The organism is Sodalinema sp. (assembly GCF_046483825.1).
GTDB lineage: Bacteria > Cyanobacteriota > Cyanobacteriia > Cyanobacteriales > Geitlerinemataceae > Sodalinema.
On the sequence record NZ_JAWOCL010000021.1, the window covers coordinates 1 to 19,756 of the forward strand.

General features: G+C 52.9%; 17 protein-coding genes. 13 read left to right on the forward strand and 4 right to left on the reverse strand.

Annotation, left to right across the window (positions count from 1 at the left end; translation table 11 throughout):
• Positions 1-184 precede the first annotated feature (184 nt).
• From R6U67_RS01335 to sipA, 9 genes are all read left to right on the forward strand, one after another.
• Positions 185-592, forward strand: coding sequence for a DUF2203 domain-containing protein (locus R6U67_RS01335; RefSeq protein ID WP_410250868.1), 408 nt, complete (start codon positions 185-187; stop codon positions 590-592).
• A gap of 23 nt (positions 593-615) precedes the next feature.
• Positions 616-2,007 (forward strand): asparagine--tRNA ligase, encoded by a 1,392-nt coding sequence (gene asnS, locus R6U67_RS01340; protein WP_410250869.1) that lies wholly within the window; start codon positions 616-618, stop codon positions 2,005-2,007.
• 67 nt (positions 2,008-2,074) lie between these two features.
• On the forward strand, positions 2,075-3,298 hold the full coding sequence (locus R6U67_RS01345) for a response regulator (RefSeq protein ID WP_410250870.1): 1,224 nt from the start codon (positions 2,075-2,077) through the stop codon (positions 3,296-3,298).
• Between the two features lie 9 nt (positions 3,299-3,307).
• Positions 3,308-3,892, forward strand: coding sequence for a chemotaxis protein CheW (locus tag R6U67_RS01350; protein ID WP_410250871.1), 585 nt, complete (start codon positions 3,308-3,310; stop codon positions 3,890-3,892).
• Between the two features lie 2 nt (positions 3,893-3,894).
• The gene (locus R6U67_RS01355) at positions 3,895-5,724 is read left to right on the forward strand and encodes a methyl-accepting chemotaxis protein (protein WP_410250872.1); all 1,830 of its coding nucleotides are present in this window, start codon (positions 3,895-3,897) and stop codon (positions 5,722-5,724) included.
• Between the two features lie 303 nt (positions 5,725-6,027).
• Positions 6,028-6,393: a response regulator transcription factor gene (locus R6U67_RS01360; RefSeq protein ID WP_410250873.1), complete on the forward strand. Its 366-nt coding sequence runs from the start codon at positions 6,028-6,030 to the stop codon at positions 6,391-6,393.
• 41 nt (positions 6,394-6,434) lie between these two features.
• A complete protein-coding gene (locus R6U67_RS01365; RefSeq protein WP_410250874.1) occupies positions 6,435-9,179 on the forward strand; it encodes a methyl-accepting chemotaxis protein in 2,745 nt (914 codons plus the stop codon).
• A gap of 70 nt (positions 9,180-9,249) precedes the next feature.
• On the forward strand, positions 9,250-12,105 hold the full coding sequence (locus R6U67_RS01370; RefSeq protein ID WP_410250875.1) for a response regulator: 2,856 nt from the start codon (positions 9,250-9,252) through the stop codon (positions 12,103-12,105).
• A gap of 222 nt (positions 12,106-12,327) precedes the next feature.
• Positions 12,328-12,546, forward strand: coding sequence for a regulatory protein SipA (sipA, locus tag R6U67_RS01375; protein WP_068788574.1), 219 nt, complete (start codon positions 12,328-12,330; stop codon positions 12,544-12,546).
• Positions 12,547-12,706: 160 nt separating this feature from the next.
• Here the strand turns inward: sipA and rnc are convergent, their stop codons facing one another.
• The 3 genes from rnc to R6U67_RS01390 form a co-directional block, all read right to left on the reverse strand.
• Complete coding sequence (gene rnc, locus R6U67_RS01380) at positions 12,707-13,411, reverse strand: ribonuclease III (RefSeq protein WP_410250876.1); 705 nt, start codon at positions 13,409-13,411, stop codon at positions 12,707-12,709.
• A gap of 57 nt (positions 13,412-13,468) precedes the next feature.
• Complete coding sequence (locus R6U67_RS01385; RefSeq protein ID WP_410250877.1) at positions 13,469-15,097, reverse strand: HD domain-containing phosphohydrolase; 1,629 nt, start codon at positions 15,095-15,097, stop codon at positions 13,469-13,471.
• A gap of 145 nt (positions 15,098-15,242) precedes the next feature.
• Entirely contained in the window at positions 15,243-15,518 is a 276-nt protein-coding gene (locus tag R6U67_RS01390; protein ID WP_410250879.1) for a 4a-hydroxytetrahydrobiopterin dehydratase, read from the reverse strand.
• Between the two features lie 197 nt (positions 15,519-15,715).
• On the opposite strand from R6U67_RS01390, the gene R6U67_RS01395 reads away from it, so the two are divergent.
• Entirely contained in the window at positions 15,716-16,423 is a 708-nt protein-coding gene (locus R6U67_RS01395; protein WP_410250880.1) for a Uma2 family endonuclease, read from the forward strand.
• On the opposite strand, the gene R6U67_RS01400 is transcribed toward R6U67_RS01395, so the two are convergent.
• Positions 16,420-17,361, reverse strand: a complete 942-nt coding sequence (locus tag R6U67_RS01400; protein ID WP_410250881.1) for an alpha/beta fold hydrolase — start codon at positions 17,359-17,361, stop codon at positions 16,420-16,422. The two genes, R6U67_RS01395 and R6U67_RS01400, sit on opposite strands and share 4 nt — an antisense overlap.
• A 202-nt stretch (positions 17,362-17,563) precedes the next feature.
• Here R6U67_RS01400 and R6U67_RS01405 point away from each other — a divergent pair, with 202 nt between their 5' ends.
• From R6U67_RS01405 to R6U67_RS01415, 3 genes are all read left to right on the forward strand, one after another.
• The gene (locus tag R6U67_RS01405) at positions 17,564-17,983 is read left to right on the forward strand and encodes a pre-16S rRNA-processing nuclease YqgF (RefSeq protein WP_410250882.1); all 420 of its coding nucleotides are present in this window, start codon (positions 17,564-17,566) and stop codon (positions 17,981-17,983) included.
• 9 nt (positions 17,984-17,992) lie between these two features.
• Positions 17,993-18,745 (forward strand): tetratricopeptide repeat protein, encoded by a 753-nt coding sequence (locus R6U67_RS01410; protein WP_410250883.1) that lies wholly within the window; start codon positions 17,993-17,995, stop codon positions 18,743-18,745.
• A 114-nt stretch (positions 18,746-18,859) separates the two neighbouring features.
• Entirely contained in the window at positions 18,860-19,729 is an 870-nt protein-coding gene (locus tag R6U67_RS01415) for a Tab2/Atab2 family RNA-binding protein (RefSeq protein ID WP_410250884.1), read from the forward strand.
• Positions 19,730-19,756: the final 27 nt, after the last annotated feature.

Sequence of the window (19,756 nt, forward strand, 5' to 3'; positions counted from 1 at the left end):
CGTTCTTCCCCATTTTGACATTTTCCTAGGCATTTAGAACAGGGGAGCCGGCAAAAGACCCTAGAACTTGTCCACTTTTTGCTCTTCGTAGATGGGAGGCCCGTCACCTAAGGCTTAAACAGCTTAACTATCAAATCAAAATACTGTCATAATACGATTAAACAATTAAAAGAACGATTAAGCCTTGCCAATCCTCGACTGTAAATGGCGAGGATTCTCGATTCCCCAACCCCGAGTTATCCGTGGAACTTCTGCTGAGTCTCCCCACATCCTCAAATCCATGTCCTCAAATCCCGATCGCCGCAGCGACCCCTCACCCCCCAATCCCGAGCTTGAACAGGAACTTCAGGCCCTCGAACGCGCCTTCGAGGAGTTTCGAGAGCGCTACGAACAAGTCAAAGGCGATCGCCAACAACAACAAACCCTACAGCAACAATTACAACAGATTCAACAGCAACTCCAAGACCTCGAACTGCGTCTTGAGAGTCAACTGTTCTCCTGGCGAGAATTACGAGAGCCATTTTGGCAGGCGGTACGCTTCCTAGGCTTAGGCATTGTTGTAGGCTGGATATTGAAATCATGTGCCAGTTAAGAGACGCCGCCACCGCTTAAGCTATGGAACACCGCAAAATTCTGGATATCTTACGCCACGGTCATCCCGACGAGACCGTGATTGTTCGAGGCTGGATTCGCACCAAACGGGAACTCAAAAACTTTAGCTTTGTTGAAGTTAACGACGGCTCGGCCCTGGCCAACCTACAAGTGGTCATCGCTCCAGAACGTCCCGATTACCCCAACCTCATCAAACAGCTCAATACCGGCGCCTCCGTCGAAGTCAGAGGAACCCTCGTCGACTCCCCCGCCAAAGGTCAACGGCTCGAACTCCAGGCCCAACAGATTCACCTCTACGGCGGCGTTGATAGCGAAACCTACCCGCTCCAGAAAAAACGCCACTCCTTCGAGTTTCTGCGTAGCATCGCGCACCTGCGATCGCGCACCAACACCCTCGGCGCCGTCTTCCGAGTCCGCAACAGCGCCGCCAACGCCGTCCATCAATTCTTCCAAGAACGAGGATTTCTCTGGATTCACACCCCAATCCTCACCAGTAGCGATTGCGAAGGCGCCGGAGAACTCTTCAGCGTCACCCAATTCGACCTAGCCAACGTTCCCAAAACCGAAAACCAGAGCGTCGATTACCGTCAAGACTTTTTTGGGAAACCCGCCTATCTCACCGTCAGCGGACAACTCGAAGCCGAAGTCATGGCCTCGGCCTTGCGCGACGTCTACACCTTCGGTCCCACCTTCCGCGCTGAAAACTCCAACACCTCCCGTCACCTGGCTGAATTTTGGATGATTGAGCCAGAAATGGCCTTCTGTGACCTCAGCCAAGACATGGACTTAGCCGAGGACTTTCTCAAATTTATCGTCAACGCCGTTCTCAACACCTGTCCCGAAGACCTCGAATTTTTCAATAAACGTATCGATCCGACCGTTCTCAGCCGCGCCGATGGCATCATTAACAGTAACTTTGAGCGTTTAACCTATAGCGAGGCGATCGCAAAACTCCAACAAGCCAACAAAGCCTTTGAATTTCCCGTCGAATGGGGGATGGACTTACAATCAGAACATGAGCGGTATCTCACCGAAGAGCTGATCGGTAAACCCGTCATCGTTTACGACTATCCCATCGGCATCAAAGCCTTTTATATGCGGGCCAACGACGATGGAAACACCGTAGCCGCCATGGATGTCCTGGCCCCTCAAATCGGAGAAATTATCGGCGGTTCCCAACGTGAAGAGCGGCTGGACCGGTTACAGCAACGTCTGCACGCCAGCGGCTTAGATGAACAGGACTACTGGTGGTATCTTGACTTACGACGCTACGGAACCGTTCCTCATGCTGGGTTCGGACTCGGATTTGAGCGTTTAGTGCAACTGATCACCGGGATGACGAACATTCGCGATGTGATTCCTTTCCCGCGATCGCCGATGAGCATTGATTTTTAACCCTCTCGACCCCTTTATTGAGCCTGTATCGCGCCGCTCTCCTAACTGTCAACTGTTCACAGCAACCATGACTGGTAATTCTCCCCCTCAGACCGGTAATACTGGGTTACGTGTCACCCGCACGGTCACGCATCCCCGTAAAGCCATCAAGCATCTTGTCAATAAGCAAGTCTCTGGGTGTCTCACCGTGGGCGATCCCCAAGATCCACAGGTCAGTTGGCAGGTGTTTCTACGAGCCGGTAAACTGACCTACGCCACGAGCGTCAACGGTAAAACCGAACGGTTGCAATGTCTGGTGCGGACGATTCAACCCAATCTCGCCAAACTCGAATTTAGCGATCGCGAGAATGAATATCCTCAACTCTGTCGCTGGTGGCATGGCCAAGGACTCGCGATGTCGAAACTGCGTCAATTACTGATGCGACTGAGTCTCGAAGCCTTGGTTCATGTTTTAGCACTTCCTGAGACAGAAATTGAGTTTTCCAAAGGGTCGAAAGTTGACCCCGTGTTAATGGAAACCCCCTTAGCCGAGATTCCGGCCCCTCTCTGGCAGATGGCCCTTCAATGGCAACAGTGGCGTAAACAGCTTCCCTCTCCCTTTGTCCATCTCTATTTGCCCGATCAGCAACAAGTCCGTTTTCGAGCCTGCTGTCACCATAATCCGGTCCCGGTGCGATCGAGTCATGAGCCAGATCAACTGATTCAAGCCACCGCCAGCATCTTTCGTAAACAGCTTTCCCTCTATGAAATTTCCACGTTACTCAAAGTCTCAGTTCAAACCCTGGTGGCCTGGATACAACCCTTTCTGAATGAGGGAATTTTAGTCACACAAATTCAGGAACAATCAACCAGCGACTCATCAAGGACAACCGGTGCGCCCAAGGCTAAAGCCGACAAAAAACCAGAACCACGTCCCCTAATCGCCTGTATTGATGATAGTAAAACTATTCAAAAACAGGTGAAAGGAATCCTAAGTTTGTCGGGCTATGAAGTCTTAGGAATTACCGAACCAGCCCAGGCACTGACCGCCTTAGTACGACAAAAACCGGCGGCAATTTTGATGGATGTCAATATGCCAGACATCGATGGCTATGAACTCTGTAGTATGCTGCGGCAATCGCGACAACTGCGGGAAATTCCGATTATTATGCTCACCGGTCGCGATGGGATTCTCGATCGCATCCGGGCCAAAACCTTAGGTGTAAACTTTTATCTAACCAAGCCCTTTCATCCCGAACATTTAGTCGAGTCAATTGGCAAAGTTTTACAAAATAACCCGGTTGATGTCTAAGAGACTATCATGGAACGCGATTACTTTAAAATTCGAGTATCGGGAGACGTGCGGGTCGCATTACCCTTAAATGCCATTGACGCCGCCTTGCAAATTGAGCGGCAATTGATTTGTCCGATTCCTGGTGTGATGCCCAGCTTACTGGGGGTCATCAATCGTCAAGGAGTTTTAACCTGGGTGTTAGACACCAGCCAATTTTTAGACCTTCCTTCCCTGGTTTCCTCCCAACGCTTAAATTTGCCCGGCCAAGCCGTGAAAGCCCTGTTATTGACCCGCCACAGTCAGGAGTCAGAATCGCCAGGCTCAGACCGTTCCAGCCGCGCCTACGTGGCTGCTGGCCCCAACCGACAACGGCAAACCGTCGCCTGTGTCGTGGCCGACCTAGAACGGGTGTTTTCCTCATCGCGATCGCGCCGGGTCCAACAACGACTTAAACCCAGACTACAACCCCTCTTACCCGAAGTGGTGTACGACGGCCGCGAAGGGGTCGCCGTGTTAGATCCCGAGGCCCTCCTCGATGCCCTACAGCGGCATCCAATCCCCAGGCGTTTACCAGCAACAGCCCCTGACCTGAAGCGCCCTCATGCAGAGTAATTATGGCTCAACCCTACTCGGACCTTAACCCAAAACTCGAACAAGATACCGTCAGTTCGACCCACTCCCTGGATTTGCTCGATTTGCTCTTAAAAGCCAATCAGTATGAGCAAAACGGGGAGAGCGATCGCGCCCGAGAGCTATACCAGCAAATTATCGAACAGGATGAAGAAGGAGTTTGGGGACAAAGCGCCCGCAAAGCCCTAGGCGAAACGCCCCCAAGCGAGGAACTCGCCGATACCCAATTTGGCGAAAACAACCCCATCCCTCAATCCTTGCTGGCGACCCCGGCCCCCACTCAGCCCAGTCCTGCCCCCGCCCCATCGCGCCGCAAACGGCGGAAATTCCCCCTCGGGGTCAAATTGAAACTGATGGCGATCGCCGCCGCCTTTATCCCCCTAGGAACCGCCGCTCTGGCTAGCTTTTGGCTATTACCCGACCCCCAAACCGGGCCGCGATCGCCGCGACCCTCATCCTCCGAGGATGTCCCCCTAGACCGCCAACTCGAAGAGCAACTTGAGAGGGCGCAACCGTCGCCAGATCATCCCTATCTCTGGATTGCCCTTCTCGCCACAGGGAGTGCCGTCATCAGCCTCAGTCTGATTCTGCCGCGCTTGCATCGCTGGGGACGAGAGTTAGAAGAAATTGCCGACTACAGCGAACAAGTTAACCAAGAGAACCCCCTAGCCCGCCTAGACATTAGCCCCAGTGACAACGAAATTGGCGGCATTGTCCAACAACTGCGGGAAATGATCGATCGCCTCACCTATCAAGGAGAACGACTCGGGCAACTCGAACGACAGCGCGATCGCGAACATTACCAACAGCAGCAAGAAAAACAACGGCTACAACAACAAGCGATGGATGTACTCGAACGGCTCGAAGCCGCTCGTCGGGGCAATCTCACCGTCCAAGCTCCCCTCAGTGACGGTGCCATCGGGGCGATCGCCGACGCCTTTAACGCCACCACCGCCAGCCTTCGTCGTAGCCTCAGCCAAACCAACCAAATCAGCGATCGCATCGAGGAAGAAAGCCGAAACAGCCACCTGGCCGCCCATCAACTCTGCCAAGGCGTCGATGACCAATCCCAACAGCTACAAACCGCCCTAACCCAAGTCACGGCCATCAGCCAAGCCATGACCCAACTCAGCCAACGTCAGCAAGACATTCGCACCCTAGCCCAACAGATCAGCCAAACCGCCCTCGGCGGAAGTGAGGAACGCTCCGAAGCCGTCAGCAGCATCGACAGCCTACGCACCACCGTCGCCAACAGTTCCAAAAAAGCCAAGCGTCTGGCAGAATCAGCTCAAGAGGTCTCGCAAATCCTCACCGTTGTCGTGGGCATTTCCGAACGCGCTAACCTCCTGGCCTTCAACGCCGCCATCGAAGCGGCCCGGGCCGGCGAACGAGGCGCCGGATTTCGTCAAGTGGCTGACGACGTACGAGGGTTAGCCGTTCAAATTAGCGAATCCACCGCCGACATCGAACGACTCATCAATGGGATTCAACAAGAAACCGCCGAAGTCCTCGATGTCCTCGAAGCCGGAACCTCCGAGGTCGTCAACAGTACCCGTTGCGTCCAACAGACTCAAACCACCCTCCGGCAAGTGATTGATCTCTCCCAGGACATTGAAACCACCCTAGCCGCCAGCCCTGAGAAGCATGGGCCGCCGCTTGAAGACACAGAACCGCTACCGCCCCAGATTGAAGACATTTATGACCAATCTCTCAGGACTGTGCAAGAGACTCGACAGATGCTCGCTCATCTCCAACAATTGACTCAGGATATTGAGATTCTCAGGTCTAACCTGGCAAAATTTCAACTCGAATAAGTCTAAATCCCCTGTTTCCCCCAACCGTTCTGATGAATTCTAATGAAAACCGATACACTTTTTTTGTGATTAGCCTTCAACTTATACCATTCTTCGAAATGCTTGCTAGACATCTAACACCGAGGAGGGCGAACAGCCATCCCCTCCCAGGAAGGGTTAGGGGTGGGTTCCCCGACAGACATCTATGGCACAACGTTTAAAAAATGGTAAAACCCATCCACTTAACCCGGTTCAACTTAACCCGGTTCAACCTTCAATGAGCCACCATCAACTGTCCACTACCCTAATCTCTTTTTAACACCCATGAAACACGTATTTGTTGTCGAAGACGGTCACGCGGAACAAAAAATGATGCGGGCATTACTCGAACAATCAGGATTTCAAGTCACCCTAGCCAGTGCCGTCGATGAAGCCTGGGAAAAACTCAAATCCATTTCGCCGCCGCATCTTTTTATTTTAGACATTGTGATGCCAGGAAAAAGTGGCTTAGAATTGTGCCGCACCATTCGCGAAACCCCTGAATTAAAAGACACTCCGGTCATATTTTGTAGTTCTAAAAGCGAAGAATTTGACCGATTTTGGGCGCTGCGTCAAGGGGCGCAAGCTTACCTAATTAAACCCTACGCGCCCAAAGAACTCCTCGACGCCGTCTATCAACATATCCAATAGCCCCGCGTCCTGTCCCCTGTTCCCTCTACCTCGCCCCCACCATGTCCGATCGCCCCGCCCGATCGCTGTCTGACCCTTCCCCGTCTGCCGCCAATCCCGGATCGGCGGCGGAGCCAGGAGATCCGCTCCTAGAACAACTGCTCGAAGCCAACCGCTACGAGCAGTCGGGGGCGCTCGTTGAGGCGCGATCGCTCTATGAACACCTCATTCGTCAAGATCCCGAGGGCTTTTATGGCATTAGCGCCCGTAAAGCCCTCAACCACCTGGGTGAGAACAACCCCGCTCAGAGCGATATCTCCACCTCAAGCACCAGTTCCGAGTTAGCCACGGGCCTGTCCTCGCTCCCCAAAGCGGCCAAAACCTGGTTGAGTCATATCTGGCAAGATCTCAGCTTTACCCACAAACTGACCACCCTCCTGGTGAGTGGTTCCGTCATCCCCGTGGCCATCACCACCGTGTTTTTGGTGGCCCGAACCCAAGAGCGAGTTCAAGAAGACTTCCTCTCCCAACTCAACTCCGATGTCACCAGTTGGGCCAGCGACTATGTCATGTGGACCGAAGATGATAGTTTCACCGAAGCCGAAAACCTCTCCCAACTCGTCGCCGTCCGCGATATCAACCTCAGCAACCCCGGACAAGTTGAACAAGAACGCCGCTATCTCGATGCTTTGGCCACCGAAGCCTTAGCCGCCGGCGATCGCAACCGCGCCGATACCACCAAAAGCTTTCGCATCCTCACCGACGCGCGAGGAAACACCGTCGCCCAGGGCATTAAAATTCACACCTCCGCCCTCAACGAATCTCCCTATCCTCCCGTTCCCGCCCCAGATCGTGACATTGACGCCAGTGAATTTCAGCGCATCGACACAGAACCCGGTATCGCCCTCGGGGACTTAGAAATCGTGCGCCGCGCCCTCGAGGGCGGCGAACCGCAACGAGGCATCGAAATTCTGCCCTCAGAGATTATCAGCCGCCTAGGATTGCAACCCCAAGCTGAAATTCCCCTGCGAGAGTCCCTGGCCCGCATGACGCAACCGCCACCGTTACCCTTATCCGAACGAGACTTTGCCCTCGATGACTTTCAAGCCGGACTCACCACTGTGGTGGTCTATCCGGTGCGTCTCAATGGGGCGATCGTGGGGACGACCATTGTCGGCGTTCTACATAACCGACATCATGCCCTCCTCGATGAATTTCAACAACTGGTCGGGGCCGAATCCCTCTCGGTTTATGCCAAAGATTGGCGCGTCAACACCAACATCGATGCTGGAGACGGAACCCGCGCCATCGGAACTCTAGCCCCCGCTCCCGTTGTCCAAGCTGTTCTCAGGGAGAGTCGCAATAACGTCTCCCTCGTTGAAAATATCGACGGCAACAATTATCTCACCGTCTATCGTCCCCTCTATGACCATACCCAAAGCAATAACCCCGATGTCGCCCCCGTGGGTATGGTTTCCGTGGCCCGGCCCCAAACCGAACTCGAACAACTCATTCGCGCCCAGCAACTGCTCGGAATTGCCGTGGGTGGGGGAGCGGCGTTGATTGTTAGTGGGATTGCGATCGTGGTGGCCAAAACCTTCGCTAAATCCCTCGAAGACTTGGCCGCCTTCGCCCAACGGGTGGGACGAGGCGAACGAGGAGTGCGGGTGGCGAGTACCGAACGCACCGACGAAATTGGTATTTTGTCCCAGGAACTCAATCAGATGGCCGCCAGCATTGAGGTCAATATGGCCTCAGTTGAACAACAAGAAACCCTACGTCGCCAAGAAGCCGAACAGCAACGGCGGGAAAAGGAACGCCTACAACGGGGTGTGATGAACCTATTGCTCGAAATTGAAGGGGCGCAACGGGGAGATTTAACGGTCAATGCGGCGGTGACCGATGGGGCCGTCGGGTCGATCGCGGATGCCTTTAATACCACCATTATCCGGCTGCGAGAGCTGGTGTCTCAGGTGCAAACCATCGCTAACCAAGTTAATGACTTGGCGGCTGATAATACTCCCGTAATGCAGCAACTGTCGCGGGATGCGACGGTGCAAGCCCAGGAGATTAACCGCACTCTCGGGACGGTGGCCCAGATTGTCGAGTCGATTCGCGTGGTGGACCAATCGGCTCAACAGGCGGCGGCGATCGCCCAGCAGGGGGCTAAAACCGCCCGCGATGGGGAGGAAGTGATGGACTTAACAGTGTCGAGTATTAAAAACATCAGTGCGGCTGTGGCCGAAACCGCCAGTAAAGTCGATCGCCTCACGGACTCGTTCAAGCAAATCTTACAAATTCTGACGATTATTTCGGGAATCTCTGAACGAACCAACCTATTGGCATACAATGCCAGTATTGAGGCCTCCCGCGTACCTGGAGAATATGGACAAGGGTTTCGGGTGGTGGCCGAAGAAGTCCGCCGCCTGGCGGGACGAGCCACGGAAGCCACACGCAGTATTGAGCAAATTGTTGAGATTATTCAGCAGGACACCGTTGAAGTGCAACACGCGATGGAAGTCGGAAAATCAGAGGTGGCTGAGGGAACCGAACGGGTGGCCCAAACCAAACAAACGTTGAAAGGGTTAGCTGATCTCAGTCAGACGATTGATCAATATGTGCAAGCCATTTCACAAAATACCACCACCCAACGCTCAGCCTCGAAACAGGTGAATCAGATGGTCGAACAAGTCTCGGCGATGACCGAAACCACGTCAGCGACGGCACAAACGGTCACTGAATCCCTCGAAGAACTCCGACAGGCCGCTGCGACACTTAAAGACTCTGTGGCTCAGTTCCGACTTTAGAGATTTGCTGTTAGAGATTTGCTGTTAGAGATTTGCTGTTCGCGACTGAACCCTCAATGATGACCGGCCCATGAATTACAGTCTTGATCCCAATGTTTTGGCGGCGATCGCCGAAGAAGCACGACAATGCTTTCTTGAAGAAGATGCCCCCATGTATTTACAGGTGTTGCAAGAGGGGTTGCAACAGTTAACGGCGGGCCAATCTCCCGATTATCAGGGGCTGATGCGGGCCGCGCACTCCGTGAAAGGGGGGGCTGGGGTGGCCCAGATGCCGGGGTTAAGTCGTCTGGCTCATCCTCTCGAAGATCTCCTCGAAGCCTGGAATGAGGGCAAAATTCAGGGAAACCAGCAAGAGACGGCCTTAGGCCTGTTGCAAGAAGGACTCGAAACCCTAACGGAGTTGCTAGAGTCGGCTCAAGCTCAGGGAATGGATTTAGAACCCGATCCCCAACTGCTGACAGCACTGACGAGCTTTAAGGGACAGCTTCGGCAAGAGGAGACTTCTGCCCCAGAAGCCTCATCCACCTCGGTCTCGCCGGGGAAAGTTCGTCTAATTCGCCAGGCCCTGACCTCGGATTTAGAGGCCTGTTTGCAGACCCTAGAGGAGCATTTGCAAGAACAGCGGCCCAACTTGCACGAGGCGATCGCCCTATTTCTCGATGAATGTCTGTTGCTCGGGGAAGCCTATAGTTTAGAGTGGCTCGTGGCCAAGATTGATGCGGTGAGTCCTGCGATCGACGATTGTACCCATCCCGACGAACTACGGCCCCTGGCCAAGCAACTCATCACGGAGTTGCGATCGCAACGAGACCGCTATCTGGCTAAGTTAGATCCCAACTTAGATCCCAACTTAGATCCCAACTTAAATCCCAAGTTAGATCAGGGAGGGTCGCCGGGAAAGTCTCAAGGGGGTAGTTCCCCCAGTCCCGGAACCACCTCAGAACCGCCCCAGACCCCAGAGAAGGCGGCAAATACAACAAATATAGAAAATACAAACTCCGTCCCAACCAAAGCCCCTTCCTCGCCCTCCCTGCGCCAGCAACAGTTACGGATTCCCTTAGAGCGTATGGAGTTAATGGGCAGTTTAGTGGGCGAGTTGATCGTCTCCCATGAACGGCTGACCCTGCAACAGCGACAACTCAAACAGGCCAGCCAAACCCTGCGGCGCATCGTGCAACAGGTGAAACCCGTCCGCGATGATGTGCAAACCCTCTATGACCGCCTCTCGACTTTGGATCATCCCCCTCAAGCCGATGGAGTGAATGAGGAAGCGGGAGAGTTTGATTTATTAGAACTCGATCGCTATACCGCCCTACACAGTAGCCTACAAACCTTCGAGGAGTTAATTGCTCAAGTCCAAGAAACCCGCCTCGACATCGATATTGTCAGCCGCGAACTGGCTCAGGATCTCGGACAAGTTCGGCGAGATCTTGACCATCTCTATGACGAGGTAACCACCTCCCGCTTAGTTCCCTTTAAAATTTTCGCCGAGCGCTTTATTCCCCAGCTAGAACGGCTCAATCGTCGCTGTGACAAAACCTCTCGCTTGGAGATTTCTGGGGAAAATGTCCTCGTCGATCGCATTGTCTTAGAACAACTGCAAACTCCCCTGACGCATCTGCTCAATAACGCCTTGGATCATGGCATTGAAGCCCCCGAAGAGCGGCGGCTGTTGTCGAAGCCGGATCTGGCTCAAATTCACTTAGGCGCACGCACAGAGGGCAGTGAGGTGGTGATTACCATTGCCGATGATGGCCGGGGCATCAATTTAGAGTCGGTGTACCGTAAAGCCTTGGAACGAGGGGTATTGGGCAATGGAGTCTCGATGAGCCAGTTACCCCGCGAGATGCTGCTGAATTTGATTTTTGAGCCGAGTTTTTCCACCGCCGATGCGGTGAGTGATATTTCTGGGCGCGGGGTGGGGATGGATGTGGTTCGCACTCAGGTCCAACAGTTGCGGGGTAGTGTTGAGGTGGATACGGTTCCCTCGAAGGGAACCACGTTCACGATTCGCTTACCGTTGAGTTTGAATTTGCTGTCGGTGTTGTTATGCCAGATTGGCCAGCAGTTGGTGGCGATTCCCAGTGATACGGTTTTAGATGTGTTGCCTTACGATGATGCCGTGGGTATGGGGCAATTGTTTGTCCCTGGGGAGCGGTTAACGCCAGGGTTAGGGGCGATGAACGGGCCGGAGGAGGTAGAACAATCGATGACTTGGCGTGGACAGGTGTTGTCGTTGTCGCCGCTGTGGGATCTACTCCCGTACCCGACGGCGGCGACGGTGTCGCATCGGCCGCGAGTGGTGTTAGTGTTGCGGGGGGCGACGGAACCTCTGGCGGTAGCCATCGATCGCATTGCCGATGAGCGACAACTGATTCTCAAGCCGTTTGATGATACGGTGGCGATTCCCCCCTATTTGGCCGGTTGCGCCATTTTGGGAACGGGAGAGGCGGTCCCGACGATTTTACCTCGCTTTCTGAAGGCGAAGTTAGCCAGTCCAGACCCCCAACTTCAGGAGACGCGGGGATTGTCTCGGGGAACGGAGGTCCCGACGATTCTCATTGCGGAGGATTCGACGGGAGCGCGGCGATCGCTTGAGAGGATTTTGAGTTCGGCGGGGTTTGCGGTGGTTCCTTGTCGCGATGGCCAGGAGGCCTGGAAGAAGTTGGAACAGCGACAGGGCCAGGTGGATCTGTTGGTGACGGATATTGAGATGCCGATTCTCAATGGGTTTGATTTGTTGGCACGGATTCGCGCTCATGGGAGTTGGTATGGCCTACCGACGATTGTTTTAACGTCACGTACGGGCGATCGCCACCGCCAAAAAGCTCAAAGTTTAGGGGCTAATCGTTATCTGGGTAAACCCGTTGCCCCGGCTGAACTCTTGGCAACGATTGAAGATCTGTTAACGGTGGATCATCGCTGATGGTTACCTGTTGATCCCGGTTGACGGTTGGTCAGAGTTGACAGTGAACTTCCGTCGGTATAGGATTCAGTTAAATACGCAACAATTTTGTAATCTCTACCGCCAGCGATCGCCCTAAACTGAGTCATTTCACGTTAGGTTAAGATAACGAATTTGACGGTTTTCGCTGCGATTGACGATTCATTACAAATGATTACAAATGATTGACAATAACGAGTGACTATGGCTGAGTTGACTGTTGGGGCGAAAGTGCGGTTGGTGAGCCGCCCTCCTTACCTAAAAACGGCTGATCCAATGCCAATGTTACGGCCGCCAAATCTCCTCGATGTGGGGATGGAAGGGGTTGCTATCACTCGCAATCCGGGACAAACTTGGACGGTTAAGTTTGAACGGGGAACCTATCTTTTGGATACTCAGTATTTGGAGTTGGTTGAGGATTAAAATCCCGTAAATCATCCTATTTTGTAGGGGCAAAAATCCCCTCCTGGGAGGGGTAAGGGGTGGGTTCCTCTACAATTTTGCATTCAATTGCATTTAATGCAACGCATTACACCGCATTTCAAGAACACCCATTTTCTCCAAATTACACGATCACTCACGATTATTGATCACGTCTTGTCAGCTTTTCTAAGGCGATCGCCGCCGCCTTTTGTTCCGCGTCTCGTTTTCGTGATCCGGTTCCAGTTGCCGCCGCTTGATTTTGAATCAACACTTGCACCACAAAGGTGCGATTATGAGGTTCGCCACGTTCTTCAATGACACGATATTGAGGGGGAACCCCGTAGTTCTTTTGAACCCACTCTTGTAGCCGTGTTTTTGCGTCAGTGATGCGATCGTGCAGTTGTCCCTCGATTGTCGTATCATTCTCCATATCGGCGATCGCCTTCGTCAGTAACGGTTCAACCAACTCCCGCACCGCCTCAATTCCCGCATCCAGAAAGTACGCACCAATCACCGCTTCAAACACATCACTTAAAAGCGAATCTTTGTCATAGCCTCGATTTTTTCGTTCTCCTTGTCCTAGTTTAATCCACTCATTCAGATGCAGTTGTCGTGCTAGACTAGCAAGATGGGTTTGTCCGACTAACTTAGCTCGCAATTTACTGAGTTTTGCTTCGCTAAACTCGGGATAGGTTTGATACAAACATGAGCCGCTAATAAAGTTGAGAACGGCATCTCCCAAAAACTCAAGCCGCTCATTATCCTCAAGGGGTTCTGCGCTTTCATTGGCATAAGAACGATGAACAAATGCCTGTCTTAACAAGGTTTCATTCTTAAATTTTAAGGGAAATTGTGAACCTGACATCCTGCTGTTACTTGATTATAGGTTGTGCCAACTCGATGATTTATGAACTTTATAAACTTAGTCTTGCGACTCAAGTTGATGCCCTAAAACGGTAAAGACTTGGCGTTCTTTAAATAATGCCAATAAATCCGCATTGATATGATATAGCTTGGCTTCTTCATTGAGAATTTCGAGGGCGCGAGTAACAGACAAGCCAGTTTTATAGGGGCGATCGCCGGCGGTTAGGGCATCATAAATATCGGCGATCGTGAGAATCTGACTCTGTAAGGGAATCTCGGGAGCTTTCAAGCCTTGAGGATAACCACTTCCATCGAGTTTTTCATGATGAGCAAAAGCAATCTTCGGCACATCCGCTAAATTTTGCGTCCAAGGAATTTGCTTTAAAAACTCATAAGACTTACTCACATGAGCCTCCATCTGAGTCCGTTCTAAAGCCGTCAGATTTCCATATAAAACCCGTAATTTTTCCAATTCTTCAGCCGTAATCAACGGAGTGAGACTCCCATCAACATCACGATAATGATAGTTTTCAATCTCATCAAGGAGCGTCAACGACTCAGACGCTAAGGGTTGAGGCCTATCCGCCAATTCAATCACCTGCCAATACTGCTCTAATTGACACAACTGTTCCCGTAACCGTTCATCGAGAGCCTGAATTGCCTCACAATGGGGACAAGTATCTCGATGCTCTACCTGTTGCGATTCATCGAGAAACCGGCGATACTTCGCCTGTACCGTATCGAGTTCAAGAGTACGCCGAGCGACAGCAAACCGTTGACGGATGAGATCCAATTGATAAGGATAGAGTTTCTTTTCCTTGACTAAAACGGCTTCAGGAACACCGATTTTGCCAAAATCATGGAGTAGAGCCGCATAGCGAATTTCTTGTTGTTGAGCCTTGCTAAAGTGAATCTCTTGCCACCTTCCCTCGGTGACTGTATTCACCTCTTCACAGAGACGAACCGACAACTGAGCCACCCGTTCCGAATGGCCCGACGTGCAGGGATCTCGCATCTCAATGGCTTGGATTGAAGTGCGGATAAATCCCTCAAATAACTGTTCGATATTCGTCTGTAAATGATTACGCTCAATCGAAATTCCCGCTTGACTCGCCAGAAATTTCACCACTCGACATTCCCAGGAGCTGTAGGGAACCGTGGCCTCGATGACATTCTCAGGACGTAGAATTAAATCAGCTTGGCGTTTACGATTGAGCAGTTGCAGAACGCCAATCGTGTCTCCATGACGGTTTCGCATCGGCACCGCCAACATAGAGCGAGTGCGATAGCCAATGTCTACATCAAAGTTGCGGTTGAAATGATAGGGAGCATCCTCAGGGGGATGGTAAGCGTCGGGGAGATTGAGCAATTCTCCGGTTAGGGCGACATACCCGGCAATACTCTGCTTCGTTAGAGGCATTGCAAACTCACGAAACGACACCGCAGGGCGAGAATCGTTTTGAGCCGCCTTAAAGAGTAACACCGGGAAGTCTGGGCAACTGCGATCGACGAGATAGAGACTCCCCGCATCACTAGAGGTTATTTCCCGGCTTTTGCAGAGAATCAGATTCAGCAGTTCACCGAGATCATAACGGCTCGATAGGGCTGCACCGATATCAAACAACTGCTCAATGACCTGGAGATGCTCGCCATCATCACTGAGAAAGTTAGGATCAGGAACTACCATCGTTGAATGTGGAGTGGATTGGCCACCGCTCTTGAGTTGCGAAAATGATAACACTCACTGCGATCGCCCGTGGTTTCTCCTGCCGTTTTCCTCGGGTTGACATCTGGCAGAACTCTGATTCTCTACCCGTTTCGCCAAAGTCTGACTAGATGGCTGAGAGCGTTTTCGCCATCTCGAAGTCGCTCTCCGTCAAGCCACCGGCATCATGACTGGTGAGGCTAACGGTCACCTTATTGTAAGAAATACTCAAATCTGGATGATGTCCAGCAGACTCAGCCGGTTCAACCAGTTTATTCACAAAATCGATCGCTTGCAGAAAGTCTTTAAACTCAAAGGTGCGTTTGAGTTCCTTGCCCTCAACTGTCCAATCAGCCAGTTCACTAGCTTTGGTTTGGATTTCATTACTATTCAGTAACGCCATAGTCTGTTAACTCCGTAACATTCATGATTTTCAGACAAGCCGACTCCTGGACAAGAGCCAAGCTTCGACTTGCACTAATTTGAAACTAACGTATCTACCCCAAAATTACGAGAGACCCGACGAGACAAGACGCGATCGACCCAGTACAATCAAATTATCTCAACCCATTAACCTGTCTGCAAACAGCACGAGTCGTCATGTTAGCCCCCTATCGCTCCCACACCGTGACCTGGGATCTGTTACCGGATGATGTTGTGCTGCCGGATGATCCTGTGGATAATATCAATCAGCCTGCCCTCGCCGCCGCCCTCAGCGAAAGCCTCAGCCTCGCGGGACGACTTCCCGAAACGGCCCTAGCGTCCACAAATTACGGAATTTGTGCCACCCTTGACGAGCAGTTGGTGATTAAAGCCCCAGACTGGGCCTTTATCCCCGAGATTACGGTAGCGCGAGAGGAGGTCGTCCGTAGCTATACCCCCCAACTCCAGGGACAACCGCCCCTGTTAGTGCTGGAGTTCCTCTCAAACCAAGGCGGAGAGGAGTATTCAATCAAAGAAACCTATCCCCCTGGCAAGTTCTTTTTCTACGAGCAAATTCTCCAAGTCCCCAATTACGGTATTTTTGACCCAGAAACGGGGGTCTTGGAACTGTATCGCCTCAACGAAAACGGACGTTATATCTTAGTGTCAGCCAACGCAGAGAATCGCTTTTGGATTGCGGAAATGGGGCTGTTCCTCGGGTCATGGCAAGGATGCCGCGAGAATCGGAACGGCTTTTGGCTACGCTGGTGGGATGAGCCGGGGACGCTCCTATTATGGGGAGCCGAGCAAGTTGAACTCGAACGCCAACGAGCTGAGCGATTGCGATCGCAGCTGCGGGCCGCCGGATTGGAGCCAGAGGACTAGCTCGATGAGTGGTTTTGGGCAACTCGTTGTACGAAGGCGGCGGTTTCGCGGACAAAGGCTTCGGGTTCTTCGTAGGGCATGACGTTTCGCCCTGGAATGAGGGTTCCTTCGGCATTCGGGAGTTGGCTGAGATAGTCGTCGAGGCGTTTGGAGGCGGGGTCGTTTTTGCCCCGTCGACTAATCCCTGAAGCCCCTTCTCCGAATAAAACCTTCACCGGCTGCTGAAGTTGACGGATGTCAGGGCCGTAATCTTGACGCCAAAAGCCGGCTAGGAAGGAGAAGACGGCATGACGGCTGGCTAAATCGGCGGCCCCTTGCTGTAGGGTATCGAGCCAGTTGGCATCGACGTCGTCGGCTTCGGCAAAGAGTTTGTCTTGGGAGAACGATCGCAGGAAGGCTTCCCGGCGAGCATAGCGATAGAACCCCCAGCCTAAGGGAGTGTCGAAAAAGAGATTCCAGAGGAGTTGGTTTTGCCGTGGTTTGGCCTCCCGCGTCATCACCCCCCAGGCCGGCGGCCCCGATAAGACGAGTCCAGCCACTTGTTCTGGGGCCTGTTGGGCTAGTCGCAGGGCGACGGGAAATAAGGCCCCTTGGACGACCACAATCACGGGTTCTTGAATGACGCGATCGATAAAGGCCTGCAATTGTTGCGCCCAATCCTCGGGACGGTAGGCGATTCGCGGCATATCGCTCTCGCCACAGCCGAGCAAATCAGGGGCATAGAGGGGATTGGTTTGCCCCTGATGCTGCCATTCGTCGCAGAATCGTTGCCAGAAATGGCGCGATAAGCCGACACCGATGGGATGGATGAGCACGAGGGGCTGGCCTTGGCTCGAATCGCGGCGGTGGACGGCGTAGGCGCAACGGTAGTTTTGCCAGGAATAGGTCTGAGTCGGGGCGGTTTCGGGGGAAGTGGGGTTGGGAACGGCTGTGGCCATAGTCGGGATCGGCGTTTTGGATAAGGTCTGGCTCTATGCTATACAATACTTAATGTTAAACCCCAAATTAAACCCCAAACTCAACCCCAAACTCAACCCCAAGATTCAGGTCGGTCCAGTTGACGGTTCGAGATCATCGTTTGGGCTTCGCGTTTGAGAGTCTGCTGAGGAATCATGGCGGCTCAATGGTAATCAATCCTCTATGACACAAGGCTGCTGCGATAATTTACCCCTATTAGGATTTGACCCCGGCCGCGATAAATGTGGTGTGGCGGTGGTTCAAGGATTTGACAAAGTCTTGGACGCTCAAGTGGTGGCCAGCGATCGCGCCCTAGAGACGCTACAAACTCTGTGCGATCGCTTTGGTAGTACAACACTGATTATCGGCGATCGCACCACCTCGCGCCAGTGGCAAGACCGTATTCGGCAAGAACTTCCGGATTTAAGGCTGGTAACGGTTAATGAACAGAACAGTACCTTAGCGGCTCGCGATCGCTATTGGTCGATGTATCCCCCACGGGGATTAAAACGCTTAATTCCGCAAGGATTGCGACTTCCACCTCGGCCAATCGATGATATTGTGGCTATCTTGCTAATTGAACGCTATCTCACCCCAGATTAAATGCTGCTCATGAGTCCCAGTCCTAAGGTTAAAACCACCCTGATTTCCGTTGGAGTCGGTTTGGTGGGAATGGCGATCGCCTTTTCGGTACACTCTCGCAGTCTCACGGAAAATCTTGGCTGGGAGACTCCGGAAAATGTCGATTCCTCCTGGCGACAAGAACAACTGCGCAAATCAGCGCTGAGTCAGCCTTATTTGAGTGCGATCGCCGCCGGCCAGGCCAGTTTAGAAGCTGAAGACTACGAGGCGGCGGTGAATGACTTTAGCCGAGCCATTAACCTCTCTCCCGACAGCACCCGAGGCTATCACGGCCGGGCCATCGCCCGCCTAAAAACCGAGGACTATAACGGGGCGATCCGCGATTTTACGCGGGCCTTAGAACTCGATCAAGACGATGCCCGCACCTACACCAATCGAGGTCGCGCCTACAGCGCCCTGGGGGACAGTGAGGCCGCGCTGGAGGACTACAACCGGGCGATCGCCCTCAACCCCGACTATGGGGACGCTTACTTCAATCGAGCCAGTCTCTACTTTGAACTCGGAGACTACGATCAGGCCCTCAATGACTTCACCGAGACGCTCGTGGCCGAACCCGAATCGGCCAAAGCCTTCTACAATCGGGCTATGGTTTACCTGGAACTCGATCGCCTCAACAGTGCCATCGCTGATTTAGAAACCGCAGAAGCGCTTTTTCGTAAACAGGATGACTTTGCTGGCTCAGAATATACCCTCGAAACCCTCAAACGCCTAGATCGCCGTTAGGTACAGCCGGGCCACCTCAACCCCGGTGAGGATGAATCGCCTCAGCTGAGGGGTCAATAGCCCCTATGATAGAAACAGTGGCAACTTAGAAATTTGGCAATTTAGAAATTTGGCATGGGAACTGTCTGGGAACTCGACTTCTACTCTCGTCCCTTGGTGGACGAAACGCAAAAAAAACGCTGGGAACTTCTGATTTGTGAAAGTCCGCTATCGGTCTCGCGATCGCCCGAGGATCTATTTCGCTATTCCCAATACTGCTCAAGCAGCACCGTTAACTCAACCTGGCTAAAAGACGCCTTAGCCCAGGCCATGGCCGAAGCCCCCACCCCCCCCACCAAGGTGCGCTTCTTTCGGCGACAGATGAACAATATGATCGTCAAAGCCTGTAAAGATATGGGGCTAGACGCTCAGGTGAGTCGGCGCACCCTGGCCCTGTACCAATGGCTCGAAGACCGCATGGCGACGGTCTATCCTCAAGATCCCTGCTATGAAGAAGCCGCCGTGCGCTCGGCCTCAGTGCGCTACGAAATCCAAGCGCCTCGCCCTCTCCCGGATGCTTTAGAGGGCAACAAATGGGCCATGGTCAGCCTCAGCGCCGCTGATTTTGCGGATTTACCCGACTGGAACATTGATTTTGGTGAATCGTTCCCTCTCGAACTGCTGAACCTCGATGGCGATTGCATTATCCCCGGACTCGTTATCTATTCTCCCCGCGCCTTCCCCATCGCCGCCTGGATGTCGGGATTGGAACTTGGTTTTATCAAATTTGTCCCCAGTCCCCGGCCGCGCTTGATTTTGGAAACGGAAGATGACTCAAGTTGGGTGTTGGCCGATCTCACCAATGAGAGTAGCGTCAACGATGCTAAAACCTTTGAAGCCCAGAAAGATCAGGCGGGTGGAGCGCATTTCTTAGCCGTTCAGTCCTCGCCGGAGGTGGAAGCCTTCGCCGGATTTTGGCTCTTGCCAGAATTGAACCTACGGTAGAGTTGAGACCCTGAGACTGTCGCGTCC